12 protein-coding genes are annotated in these 12,345 nt (G+C 71.2%); 7 read left to right on the forward strand and 5 right to left on the reverse strand.

What is annotated here, in order from left to right; genetic code table 11:
* Positions 1-54: 54 nt before the first annotated feature.
* Positions 55-1,020 (reverse strand): LLM class F420-dependent oxidoreductase, encoded by a 966-nt coding sequence (locus tag HHX40_RS28365; RefSeq protein ID WP_111697333.1) that lies wholly within the window; start codon positions 1,018-1,020, stop codon positions 55-57.
* Positions 1,021-1,074: 54 nt separating this feature from the next.
* A complete protein-coding gene (locus HHX40_RS28370; RefSeq protein WP_182883031.1) occupies positions 1,075-2,172 on the reverse strand; it encodes an NADH:flavin oxidoreductase/NADH oxidase in 1,098 nt (365 codons plus the stop codon).
* Between the two features lie 110 nt (positions 2,173-2,282).
* Here HHX40_RS28370 and HHX40_RS28375 point away from each other — a divergent pair, with 110 nt between their 5' ends.
* The 4 genes from HHX40_RS28375 to HHX40_RS28390 all read left to right on the forward strand — a co-directional run bounded on the left by HHX40_RS28375 (position 2,283) and on the right by HHX40_RS28390 (position 6,967).
* Positions 2,283-2,627 carry an ArsR/SmtB family transcription factor gene (locus HHX40_RS28375; protein WP_182883032.1) on the forward strand — a complete coding sequence of 115 codons (345 nt, stop codon included), beginning with the start codon at positions 2,283-2,285 and terminating at the stop codon, positions 2,625-2,627.
* Between the two features lie 92 nt (positions 2,628-2,719).
* Positions 2,720-2,881 carry a hypothetical protein gene (locus HHX40_RS28380; RefSeq protein WP_165900421.1) on the forward strand — a complete coding sequence of 54 codons (162 nt, stop codon included), beginning with the start codon at positions 2,720-2,722 and terminating at the stop codon, positions 2,879-2,881.
* Between the two features lie 45 nt (positions 2,882-2,926).
* Entirely contained in the window at positions 2,927-3,985 is a 1,059-nt protein-coding gene (locus HHX40_RS28385; RefSeq protein WP_182883033.1) for a sulfite oxidase, read from the forward strand.
* A gap of 114 nt (positions 3,986-4,099) precedes the next feature.
* On the forward strand, positions 4,100-6,967 hold the full coding sequence (locus tag HHX40_RS28390; RefSeq protein WP_182883034.1) for a hypothetical protein: 2,868 nt from the start codon (positions 4,100-4,102) through the stop codon (positions 6,965-6,967).
* A gap of 51 nt (positions 6,968-7,018) precedes the next feature.
* Here the strand turns inward: HHX40_RS28390 and HHX40_RS28395 are convergent, their stop codons facing one another.
* Positions 7,019-8,008 carry a zinc-binding dehydrogenase gene (locus tag HHX40_RS28395; protein ID WP_182883035.1) on the reverse strand — a complete coding sequence of 330 codons (990 nt, stop codon included), beginning with the start codon at positions 8,006-8,008 and terminating at the stop codon, positions 7,019-7,021.
* Positions 8,009-8,176: 168 nt separating this feature from the next.
* Here HHX40_RS28395 and HHX40_RS28400 point away from each other — a divergent pair, with 168 nt between their 5' ends.
* From HHX40_RS28400 to HHX40_RS28410, 3 genes are all read left to right on the forward strand, one after another.
* The gene (locus HHX40_RS28400) at positions 8,177-8,992 is read left to right on the forward strand and encodes an SAM-dependent methyltransferase (RefSeq protein WP_310738332.1); all 816 of its coding nucleotides are present in this window, start codon (positions 8,177-8,179) and stop codon (positions 8,990-8,992) included.
* Between the two features lie 100 nt (positions 8,993-9,092).
* Positions 9,093-9,368 carry an isoamylase early set domain-containing protein gene (locus tag HHX40_RS28405; RefSeq protein WP_111697340.1) on the forward strand — a complete coding sequence of 92 codons (276 nt, stop codon included), beginning with the start codon at positions 9,093-9,095 and terminating at the stop codon, positions 9,366-9,368.
* Positions 9,369-9,440: 72 nt separating this feature from the next.
* Complete coding sequence (locus HHX40_RS28410) at positions 9,441-10,622, forward strand: zinc-dependent alcohol dehydrogenase (RefSeq protein ID WP_182883037.1); 1,182 nt, start codon at positions 9,441-9,443, stop codon at positions 10,620-10,622.
* Here HHX40_RS28410 and HHX40_RS28415 read toward each other — a convergent pair.
* Positions 10,612-11,439: a metal ABC transporter permease gene (locus HHX40_RS28415; RefSeq protein ID WP_182877589.1), complete on the reverse strand. Its 828-nt coding sequence runs from the start codon at positions 11,437-11,439 to the stop codon at positions 10,612-10,614. The genes HHX40_RS28410 and HHX40_RS28415 overlap by 11 nt on opposite strands.
* Positions 11,436-12,335, reverse strand: coding sequence for a metal ABC transporter permease (locus tag HHX40_RS28420; RefSeq protein WP_182883038.1), 900 nt, complete (start codon positions 12,333-12,335; stop codon positions 11,436-11,438). The genes HHX40_RS28415 and HHX40_RS28420 overlap by 4 nt, the downstream gene beginning before the upstream one ends.
* Positions 12,336-12,345: the final 10 nt, after the last annotated feature.

The following is a 12,345-nucleotide window of genomic DNA, read 5'->3' on the forward strand; positions in this document are numbered from 1 at the left end:
TTAGAGAAACTCTCTAGAGCAACTCTCTAATTCTGAGCCGTCAGAGCGAGCCCATCAGAGCGAGCGCAGTGCGGGGAGCAGCTCCTTCTCCGACCACTCGAAGAACTCCCGCTGGCGCTCCCGGCCCACCTGGACGAGCGCGAGGTGGGTGAACCCGGCGTCGGTGTACTGCCGCACCGCCTCGACCACGGCGTCCACGTCGGCGCCGCAGGGCACCTTCTCGGCCACGTCCTCGGGCCGTACGGTCTCGGTCGCGGCGGCGAAGTTGACCGGGGCGGGCAGCTCGGACATGACCTTCCAGCCGGTCACCGCCCAGCGCCACATCCGATGCGCCCGCTCGACGGCGGCGTCCCGGTCGGGGTCGTAGCAGACGGCGAGCTGGCCGTACACCGGCTTGCCCTCGCCGCCCGACGCGGCGAACTTCTCCACCAGCGAGCCGTCCGGGTCGGTCGCGATGAGGCCGTCGCCGAGCTCGGCCGCGATGTCCGCGGACTGGCCGCCGGACGCCGCGATCGCGATGGGCACCGGGCGCTCCGGCAGATCGAAGACCCGGGCGGAGTCGATGTCGAAGTACTCGCCCCGGTAGTTGCGGTAGCCACCCTGGAACAGCTCCCTGATGACCTCGATGGCTTCCCGGAACATCTCGTGCCGGGTGTTGACCGGCGGCCACCCGTGCCCCACGACGTGCTCGTTCAGGTTCTCGCCCGCCCCGAGCCCGAGCGTGAACCGCCCGTCGCTGAGCACCCCGACCGTGGCCGCCTTCTGGGCCACCACCGCCGGGTGGTACCGCATGATCGGGCAGGTGACGTACGTCATCAGCGGCAGCCGTTCGGTGGCCTGCGCCACCGCGCCGAGCACCGACCAGGCGTACGGGGAGTGCCCCATCTCGTCCAGCCAGGGGAAGTAGTGGTCGGAGATGACGGCGTAGTCGAAACCGGCCCGCTCGGCCGTGACCGCGTCCTCCACCAGCTCCTTCGCCGGGCTCTGCTCGGACATGAGTGTGAAACCGATCTCTGCCATACGCGACCCCTACCCACGTCCGTCCAGGTCAGACGGGCCGCCCAGACGGGCCGCTCAGACGGCCCGGTGGTACTGGTGGGGCCATCGGCCGGCGGCGCCCAGCTCCCGGGCCGCGCGGTTCGGCCAGTAGGGGTCGCGCAGCAGCTCACGGCCGAGCATCACCGCGTCGGCCCGCCCGGAGGCGACGATCTCCTCCGCCTGGCGCGGCTCGGTGACGAGCCCGACGGCCGAGACGCGCAGGTCGGTCTCCTCGCGCACCCGGGCCGCGAACGGCACCTGGTAGCCGGGACCGGTCGCGATGCGCGCCCGCGGCGCGTTGCCGCCGGACGACACGTCCAGCAGGTCGACGCCGTGGGAGAGCAGTTCCTTGGCCAGCCGCACGGTGTCGTCCGCCGTCCAGCCCTCGCGGGGGTCCTCGGGGTTCTCGCTGAGCCAGTCGGTCGCCGAGACGCGGAACAACACCGGGAGCTCCTCGGGCCACTCCGCGCGCACCGCGTCGACCACCTCCAGGGCGAAGCGGACGCGGTTCTCGAAGGAGCCGCCGTACGCGTCGGTGCGGTGGTTGGTGAACGGCGACAGGAACTGGTGGATCAGGTAGCCGTGGGCGCCGTGAACCTCCACCACCTTGAAGCCCGCCGCGAGCGCCCGGCGCGCCGCCGCCGCGAAGGCGCCGACGAGCCGCCGGATGTCCGCCTCGTCCAGCTCGTGGGGCACCGGGTGGCCCTCGTCGAACGGGATTGGGCCGGGCCCGACCGGCCGCCAGCCGTGCCCCTCCGGGCCGACCGGCGCGCCGCCGCGCCACGGCCGGTCCGTCGACGCCTTGCGGCCGGCGTGGGCGAGCTGGACGCCGGGCACCGCGCCGTGCTCGGTCAGAAACCGGGTGACGCGGCCGAACGCCTCCTGCTGCCGTTCGTTCCACAGCCCCAGGTCGGCGGGGCTGATCCGGCCCTCCGGGGCCACGGCGGTGGCCTCGGTCATGATCAGGCCGGCCCCGCCCACCGCCCTCGACCCGAGGTGGGTGAGATGCCAGTCGGTGGGCACGCCCTGCTCCGGCCCCTCCACCGCCGCGGAGTACTGGCACATCGGCGACATCCAGGCACGGTTCGGGATGGTCAGGTCGCGCAGGGTCAGGGGCTCGAACAACGCGCTCACGGCCGCGCTCCTCTCGTCGTCGGGACACTAGTACGATAACCGTCGTAGTACGCTATCTGTCAAACTACGATGGTCCTCGTACAATGAGGGGTTCGCGAAGGGAGCCGCCGATGCCGTCCACCACCCCTCAACTCCGGACGCTCGACCATCCGGACCGGGCCGAGATCCGGCTCGAAGGCGTGCTGCACGCGTTGTCCGATCCCGCCCGCCTCCAGGTGGTGCACTACCTCGCGGGCGCAGGCGAGTCGTCCTGCTCGGCGATCGACCTCGCGGTCAGCAAGTCGACCAGCACCCACCACTTCCGGGTCCTGCGCGAGGCAGGGGTGATCAGGCAGGTCTACCGCGGCACCGCCAAGATGAACCGCCTGCGCCGGGAGGACCTCGACGCCCTCTTCCCCGGCCTGCTGGACTGCGTGCTCCGCGCGTACGAGACGCGATGCGTCCAGCGTACGTAACCGTCCAAATCGCCTTGACCAGTTACCGGCTTTGCGTTACCTTGGTAACTGCCTAAGAAAATAAAGACAGTTACAACGGCGTTGGGGCGGCAATGATGTTCTACGACTACTCCCTGGCCACCGAGCGGGTCACCGAGCTGCACCGCGCGGCGGACCACGCCCGCGTCGCGAGCCGCATGGCCGCGGCCCGGCGCTGGTCGCGCCTCGCGTCCTGGGCCGAGCGCCAGGCCCGGCGGGCGGGCGACCTGGGCTGACGCCCGCCGTCCGCACCGGGCCGCCGACAGTGTGAGGAGGCGCGGATGCGGGCATGCGGCGTCCCCGGCACGGCGGTGGTGAAACCGACTCCCGCCGCCCTGATGGAGGACGCGGGCACCGGCCTCGACTACGGCACCCGGCCCGACCGCCTGCCCGGCCTGCTCACCCCGAACGACCGGTTCTTCGTCCGCAGTCACGCGCCGACCCCCCGCCTCGACCCCCGCATCTGGACGCTGCGCGTCGAGGGCGCCGGCGTGCGGCGAGCCGTCGACTACACCTACGACGACCTGTGGCACCGGTTCCCGCTCGTGTCGGTCGTCCGTACGCTGGAGTGCGCCGGCAACCGGCGCGCCCTGTTCGCCGCCGAGTGCGGGCGCCGCTTCGACGGGGTCCAGTGGGGCCGCGGCGCGATCGGCACCGCCGAGTGGACCGGCGTCCCGCTGCGCGACCTGCTCGAACCCGCCGGGCTCACCGGCACCGCGGTCGAGGTCATGCCCGAAGGGCTCGACGAGGGCCGCGCACGCCGTCCGATGCCCCTCGCCAAGGCACTGGCCCCCGACACCCTGCTCGCGCTCGCCATGAACGGCGAGATCCTGCCGCCGGACCACGGCTTCCCCGCCCGCGTGGTGGTCTCGGGCTGGCTCGGCGCCGCCAGCGTCAAGTGGGTGGGCCGGATCGAGGTGTCCGACCACCCCCTGCACGTGGCGTGGAACACCGACGACTACGTGCTCGTGACTCCCGGCGAGAGCGCCGTGCCCATCACCTCCACCCCCGTCGCGAGCCTGGTCGAACTGCCCTGGCCGGCCCGGCTGCGGCCCGGCCCGCGCCTGGTCCGCGGCCGGGCGTACGCCGGGGAGGACCGGGTGGCGGCGGTCGACTACCGGATCGACGACGGCCCCTGGCGGCCGGCCGGCCTCGACGGGCCGGATCTCCCCGGTGTCTGGACCCGGTGGCGCTTCACCTGGGATCCCACCCCGGGAGCGCACGTCGTACGTGTGCGCGCCACCGACGAGCACGGCCGCTCCCAGCCGGACGCCACCCCCTGGAACGCCCTCGGCTACTGCCACAACTCGGTGCTCCCCCACCCCGTCCTCGTGGCCTGAGGCAGTTACGGATTCAGAAGCCGGAGCCATTGACGTGGACCGGTCCAGGGTCGAGCATGAGCGACGCCGCTTCAGTCATACGTACGTCCGCATGCATGAGATCCAGGAGGAACCATGTCGAGCATGTCGAGCGAGTCGTCCACGGAAGCGGCGTTACCGAAGGCCTGGCAGGCGTTCGTCACCAAGCCCGGCGAGGACACCGCCAAGGCGGTGGCCAAGGAGCTGGGAGAGGACGCGAACCCCGGAGTGCTCGGGTCCATACGGCTCATGGCCAAGACCCTGGCCCAGCGCTCCGCGAACGAGCGCAGCGCGATGTCCCGGCTCATCGCCGCACAGCTCATGGGCGACGTCGCCCGCGCGTTCATGAAGGCGACCGCCGCGGTCCGTCTCGCCCATCTGGTGCAGGAGGCGCCGAAGGAGCAGCCGGTGCCGCGGCACGACGACCCGCACGGCGACGACCTGGTCTACACGCTCGACCTCCTGCCGCCGGACAAGCCCAGGAAGCTCCCCGAGAAGGGCCGCGACTGGCAGACGCTCGACGCGCTCGACCTCGCCCCGGGAGGCAAGGCCCCGGACAAGGTCACCGTCGACCTGGTCAAGCTCGCGCAGCGTGTCGACGACGCCCGCGACGCCACGTCCATGAGCCACCTGCGAGACGCGCTGAAGCTCCTCGACTCCATCGCCGGCGGTGGGTCCGCGTACTCCACGCAGCGCCGCACCGAAATCGGCAAGACGGTGAAGGTGAAGGGGACGACGCAGGAACACCTCGTCGACCAGATCGGCTTCCGCGCCGCGCCGAGCCAGCGCGCGGAGCTGGGTAACCTGTCGGCCCAGAACTCCCGCGCGGCCCTCTACTGGCGCACGAACTTCCGGGACAAGGTGAACCTCTTCGTAGACAAGCTGCAGATGAGCGGGAAAATCGGCAAGGACGACATCCTGGTGAACAGCCCGCGCGTGCTGCGCAGGCTCGAGATGGTGCTGCCTCCGAAGGTGTGCGCCGATCTCTCGATCAAACCGCTCATCGGGAGTTCGGGCATCAGCGTGCTGAGCGGCACCGGCAAGCACTCCGGGCACCTGTGGAGCCAGGTTCTCTACGAACTCGGCGCCACGCCGTCGGCGTACCAGCTCTACGAGCTCGTGGACAGGGACAAGCCCGCTCCCAAGCCTGACTTCACAGTCGACACGCAGGCCGACCTCGTGCAGCTCATCACCTCCAGCCTGTTCTCCCGGCTGCAGGAGATCGCACGCGGGAAGGGTGTGATCGCGCCGGTCTGCGCGATGGTCGAGCACCTCGTGCTCGGCCTCACCGACAAGCTCGGCCCCGACCGCTACGACGCGCTGACCGCCAACGCCATCGGGTCCCTCAACCGGCTCCTCGACATCGTCGTGGAGAACGTGGACAACCCCACGGTGGCGATGCGCGCGGTCGACCTGATGATGGACGAGATCGCCGTCGTCGTCGCCGTGGGCAAGTACTACAACTGGACCGACTACCGGAAGACGATGCGGGAGATCCTGCTGGAGCGGGCGCCGAGCATCGCGACGCTGGTCGAGGGCGACAAGATCCAGGTCGACAGTTGCCTCACCACGAGCGGCATGGACGCGCTCGCGACCGCGCTGTACATCGCGCTGTCGTGGCGGGACCAGGAGGAGGTCGCGCGGTCCACCGAGGCGATCGACTACTACGAGATCACGTTCCTGCTCGGCAAGCTCAAGAAGGGCGAGAAGGCGACCCCCCACAAGGACGTCCTGGTGGCGGCGCTGAACCCGAGCACGCCCGCCTTCGCGCCGTCCCCCGAGAAACTCGTGACCGACGTCCTGCAGAGGGTGAAGACGCACAAGAAGGGCGAGTCGCCGTTCGCGCTGATCATCGACACCACCATCGAGGTCGCGCCCAAGCCGGGCGGCAAGACCCAGATCGAGATCGTGCTCGACGGCCTCAAGGACGCCGTCGCCGCCGGCGCGCTGGAGGTCTTCCTGTGCAAGAGCTTCCAGAAGTACGCCTCGCTCGGCACCGGCAAGGTGGCCGCCGGCAACCTCACGATGCTGTCGGCGAAGGACAACCTCGAGTCCGCGTACGCACGGGCCGAGGCGCTGCTGCAAGACCTGGATCTCGGCCTCGCGGGACACGATGAGTCGCAGCTCGTGGTGCACATGCTCAGGCACGGGCACCGCGACGAGCTGGCGCTGATGCGCAGCGCCGCCCGGAACGCCAAGTTCGTGGACGAGTTCTGCTGGCCCATCGAACGATCGGACTTCAGTCAGGGGACGTCGTACGTGGACGGCATCCCGCTGCTCATGCGCAGGACGCCCGCCGTCGACACCGACGAGCTTTTCAAGAAGCTCGTCCTCATCGATCAGCGCCTCAGCTTCTCGTTCCTGCGGACCTCGTACTCCGGCCAGATCCCGAGCGTCGGCGGCGTCGAGGGCAAGTACGTGCGCATCAACACCGGCCACGAGTCGAAGGCGACGATGGTCGAGTGCTTCTACGCGTTCGGCCACCTGGCGACCAGCACGCCCCCCGGCTTGGAGCCGAGCGAGACACCGGTCAATCTGCGCGCGCTGACGATCGCTCCGGTGCAGATGCACCTGAAAGCGCTGGACGCCGCCAAGGACACCGATGCCCTGACCGCGCGGTACCTGAACAACATCCTCGCCTCGTACTGCGCGTTCGCGCTCCAGAATGTGGCGGACAGGGCCACTGTGACGCCGCTGCTCGTCGACTTCTTCGTGAATTCGACGAGCGGCGTCACGATCGAGACCCAGCGCTATCTCGCCGGCGAACTGCTCACTTTCGCGAAAGATCAGATGGAGGTGCCTTCGGACTCCACCACCCTCACGGCGTTGTACAACGCGGCGGTGATCCTTCCCGCCTGGCGGCTCAAGTCCATCGCCAAGGGGCTCGCGCCCAAGCTCGGCAGGATCGGCGAGTCGAAGGAGGCGACGCAGTTGCGCGGTCTCATCGACCGCGCCGCCAAGTGACGGCGGCGAAAGCCTTCGCCTGATCGTCTCCCGCGTGAGCGCACGGCGCTTTCAGGGGACCAGGACCACCTTGCCGACGGTGGCGCGGGTCTCCAGCGCCGTGTGCGCGGCGGCGGCGTCCTTGAGCGGGAAGCTCTGCACCAGCGGCGTCAGCGCGCCCGACGCGGCGGCGGCGAGCGCCCGCTCCTCCAGGCCCCGCAGGCCGCCCGGCCGCTTCAGCACCCGCGGGCCGACGGCCACGGACGCGGTGATGCCGCGGGCGTAGAGGTCCTCGGTGGTCAGCCTGGTCGGCCCGCCCGCCGCGTCGGCCCAGCCGAACAGCACGAGCCTGCCGCCGACGCCGAGCAGTTCCAGGGTCTGCCGGCCGAGGTCCCCGCCGACGCCGTCCAGCGCCAGCGTCACCTCCTGGTCGCCGAGGGCGGCCCGGACCGCCTCGGGCCAGCCGGGAGCGGTGTAGTCCACGGCGTGGGCGGCGCCCAGGCCGAGCACCCGGTGCGTCTTCGCCGCGCCGCCGGCCAGCCCGACGACGGTGGCGCCGGCCCGCACCGCCGCCTGGACGAGGAGGGCACCGACGCCGCCCGCCGCCGCCGTCACGAGGACGACGTCGTCCGCCCGGATCTCCGCCACGTCGAGGATCCCCATGGTGGTCCGGCCGGTGCCGATCATGGCCACCGCCTCGCCGAAGCCCAGGCCGTCCGGGATCTCGTGGATCGCGGCCGCGTCCCGTACGGCCAGTTCGGCGTAGCCGCCGGGGGCCATGCCCAGGTGGGCGACCACCCGCCTGCCGACCAGGGCGGGGTCGGTCTCCGGCCCGGCCGCGTCGACGATCCCGGCGACCTCCCGGCCCGGGATCGTCGGCAGGTCGGGCACCGGGATCGGGCCCCCGCCGTACTTCCCGGCCCGGAGCACGGTGTCGACCAGGTGGACCCCGGCCGCCCGTACGGCGACGCGGACCTGGCCGGGACCGGGCTCGGGATCGGCGACCTCCTCGTAGACGAGGTTGCCGGCAGGGCCGAAGGCGTGCAGTCGGACCGCGTACATGCGGCTGTCTCCCCTCCGCGAACAACTGAGCAGGTCCGTTATAGATCGGCCCGAACCCCCGGCGACATCGGACGATGGTCCTAGGCCGTACGGGCGTTGGGTTTTCCCCGGGCGGCCTTTATGATCGCTGCGAGTCACCTTCGCTACCGCCGGTCAGGGAGACGACACGTGGCCGATGACGCGCCGCCGCCGGGCATCGACGCGAGCGTCCCCAACCCCGCCCGCATGTACGACTACTTCCTCGGCGGGAAGAACAACTACGCGGCCGACCGGGAGGCGGCGGAGCGGGTCCTGCGGGTCGCGCCCGAGGCCCGCATGCTGGCCCGCCGCAACCGCGCCTTCCTGCGCCGCGCCGTACGCCACCTGGTGACCGAGGTCGGCATCCGGCAGTTCGTGGACATCGGCACCGGGCTGCCCGCCCAGGGCGGCGTCCACGAGGTGGCCCACGAACTGGATCCCTCCGTGCGGGTGGCGTACGTGGACCACGACCCGGTCGTGCTCGCGCACGCCAGGGCCCTGCTGTCCGGCGCCGGCTCCACCGTCACGGTGCGGGGCGACCTGCGGCGGCCCGAGGAGATCCTCGCCGATCCCGGGCTGCGGTCGCTGATCGACCTGTCGCAGCCGGTCGCGATCCTGCTCGTGGCCGTGGTGCACTTCCTGTCCGAGGCCGACAAGCCGGCCCAGCTCGTAGCCAGGCTGCGGGACGCCGTCGTCCCCGGGAGTCACCTCGTGCTGTCCCACGTCACGGACGAGGAGCGGGGCGGCGCGGCCCGGGAGGGGGCGGCCGTCTACCGGGGTTCGGACGCGGGCGTCACCCTGCGGAGCCGCGACCAGATCCAGGAACTGTTCGACGGCTGCGAAGTCCTCGATCCCGGCCTCGTCCCGCTGGACGACTGGCGGCCCGACGACGAGAATCCGCTTGCCCTGCAGGCCCGGCGCAACCTGCCCACCTGGTTCCTCTGTGGGGTCGGCCGAATTCCCTGAAAAAGCCGTGAATATTGTGTTACGTCCTTCCTGTACTGGTTTCTTCCTTTAGGTGCGATACGCGAAGATATGCGTCATCGCATTGGATGGGAGGAGACGCATGCTGAAGCGCAACAGGCTGTTCGGTCCGAAGACCCGGGTGACCTTCACGCTGCCCGTCGACCAGCCCCTGGGGACGGTCAGCGTGGTCGGCGACTTCAACGACTGGCTGCCCGGCCGCCACGAACTGCTGCGGCGCAGGAACGGCACCCGTACCGTGTCGGTGATCCTCCCGCCCGGCGCGCACCGGTTCCGCTACCTCGCGACGGGCGGCGTGTGGTTCGACGACGAGGGCGCCGACCACGTGGACGAGCAGGGCAGCGTGCTCCACCTCTGAGCCGTTTCCTCTTCCATAACTCGGGCATACGGGAACGATCGTGACACCCAGGCCCTTCTGGAAGGGGAAACCATGAAGGCACTCACCTGGCACGGCAAGCGCGACGTTCGGGTGGAGGAGGTACCGGACCCGGCGATCAAGGAACCAACCGACGCGATCATCCGGGTCACCACGACCGCCATCTGCGGCTCCGACCTCCACCTGTACGAGGTGCTCGGCCCGTTCATAGGAGAGGGCGACATCCTCGGCCACGAGCCGATGGGGATCGTGGAGGAGGTCGGCGCGGAGGTCACCCACATCGCCCCCGGTGACCGCGTCGTGATCCCGTTCAACATCTCGTGCGGCCACTGCTACATGTGCGACCGGGCGCTGTTCGCCCAGTGCGAGACCACCCAGGTCCGCGAGTACGACACCGGCGCCGCGCTGTTCGGCTACACCAAGCTGTACGGCGAGGTGCCCGGCGGCCAGGCGGAGTATCTCCGCGTGCCGCAGGCCCACTTCGGGCCGATCAAGGTGCCGGAGGGGCCGCCGGACGAGAGGTTCGTCTACCTCTCCGACGTGCTGCCCACCTCGTGGCAGGCGGTCGAGTGGGCGGAGATCCCCGACGGCGGCAGCGTCACGGTCTTCGGCCTCGGCCCGATCGGGCAGATGTCCGCCCGCATCGCCCGCCACCGCGGCTACCGGGTGATCGCCGTGGACCTCGTGCCCGAGCGTCTGGAGATGGCCCGCAGGCACGGCATCGAGGTGATCGACGTGGGCGACACCGACAACGTGCCCGAGGTGGTCCGGTCGATGACCGGCGGCCGGGGCACCGACTCGGCCATCGACGCAGTCGGCATGGAGGCGCACGGCTACACCGTCGGCAAGTTCGCCCAGACGGTCACCGGGATGCTGCCCGACAAGGCGGCCGCCGCCATGATGACCCGCGCCGGCCTCGACCGGCTCGCCGCCCTCCAGGACGCCATCGAGACCGTGCGGCGCGGCGGCACGATCTCCATCAGCGGCGTGTACGGCGGGATGACCGATCCCCTGCCGATGCTGCGGATGTTCGACAAGGGGATCGCGCTGCGGATGGGCCAGGCCCACGTCAAGCGGTGGATCGACGACCTCATGCCGCTCGTGACCGGCGACGGCGACCCGCTGGGGGTCGAGGACCTGGCGACCCACCGCCTGCCGCTCGACCAGGCCCCACACGGCTACGAGATCTTCCAGAAGAAGGAGGACGGCGCCATCAAGGTCCTGCTCACGCCCTGACCGGCACGGCCCGTCTCGTCCGGCCGCGTACGGCGGTGGCGAGGAAGACCGTCCCGAACACCAGGCCGACGAGCAGGGCGATCGACGCCCCGGTCGCGACGTTCCACACGGTGGAGACCCACACGCCCGCCAGCGCGCAGGCGACCCCGATCGCAGCGGCGATCGGGAACAGCAGCGCGATCCTGTCGCTGAGCAGGCGTGCGGTCGCGGCCGGGCCGACGATCAACGCGACGGCGAGGATCGTCCCCAGGGCGGGCACGCTGGCGACGACGGTCACCTCGACGACCGCCAGCAGGGCGAAGTCGAGCAGCACGGTGGGCAGCCCGAGCGCCGCGGCGCCCACCGGGTCGAAGGACGCCAGCAGCAGTTCCTTGCCGACCAGGGCCAGCAGGAGCAGCACGCCGACCGTGACGGCGGCGGTCGCCGCGAGGTCGCCCGTGCTCACCGCGAGGACGTCGCCCACCGTGTACGCCGCGAGGTCGCGGGTGAACCCGTCCTGCGACGACACCAGCACGACCCCCAGGGCGAAGCCGCCCGACAGGGCGATGCCGGTCGCCGTGGTGAAGTCCTGCCCGCGGCCCCGGCTGAAGACCAGCACTGCGGCGACAACCAGCAGCCCGAAGAGTCCCCCGCCGAGATAGAGGTTCACCCCCAGCATGGCCGCGACCACGATGCCCGGGAACGTCGCGTGGGTGAGGGCCATCGTGAAGAACGGCAGCCGCCGGGCGACGACGAACACCCCGGTCACCCCGCCGAGCACGCCGACCAGGACCGCCTCGACGAGGGCCCGGTGAACCGTGGAGTCGAGCCAGCTCACGCCGCCTCCAGGACATCGAGGTCGTCCGGCGCGGTGCGGCGGCGGGCCCGGCCGAGCCCCGCACGCCGGCGGGCGAACGCGGCGGCGTGGGCCAGGCCGTACAACCCGACCAGGACGAGCACCACGGTCGCCCCGGAGGCGAGCCGGAGGCCGTAACCGATCGACGCCTCGTAGCTCGCGACCAGCCCGAGCCATCCGGCGGCGGCGCCGAGGAGCGCGGCGAGCGGCACGATCACCACGAGCCGGTCCGACAGGCTGCGGGCCGCCGCGGCCGGCACGACCAGCAGCGCGATCACGAGGATCGTGCCGACCGCCTTGACGGCGGCCACGACGACCAGGGCGACCGCGACGTTCATCACGAGGTCGAGCAGGCCGACGCGGACCCCCGCCGCGCGGGCGCCCACGGGGTCGAAGGCCCGCAGCAGCAGCGGCCGCCGCAGCACCGCCAGCAGCGCCACGACCAGCACCGTCACGACGGCGGTCTGCGCCAGTTGCTCCTCGGTGACGGTGAGCACCCGGCCGAACAGGAACGCGGTGAGGTCGGAGGTGAACCCCGTCTGCCGTGACACCAGCACGACGCCGACCGCGAACAGCGTGGTCAGCAGCACGGCGAGCGCGGCGTCCTCGCTCACCCTGCGGCGGGCGGTGAGCAGAGTGAGCAGGACCGCGGTGACGACCCCGGCGGCGAGCGCGCCCCAGAAGACGCCGCCGTCACCCGCCATGAGATGGCCGATGACCACCCCGGGGAAGACGGTGTGCGTCAGGGTGTCGCTGACGAAGGCCAGGCGGCGCAGCAGCACCAGCACTCCGACGGTGCCCGCGAGCGCGCCGAGGACGACCAGCTCGGCCAGCGCCCGCGCCATGAACGGAAGCTGGAACGGCTCGAAGAAGATCATGATCGCGCCG

This window comes from Microbispora sp. H10949 (assembly GCF_014161435.1).
GTDB lineage: Bacteria > Actinomycetota > Actinomycetes > Streptosporangiales > Streptosporangiaceae > Microbispora > Microbispora triticiradicis.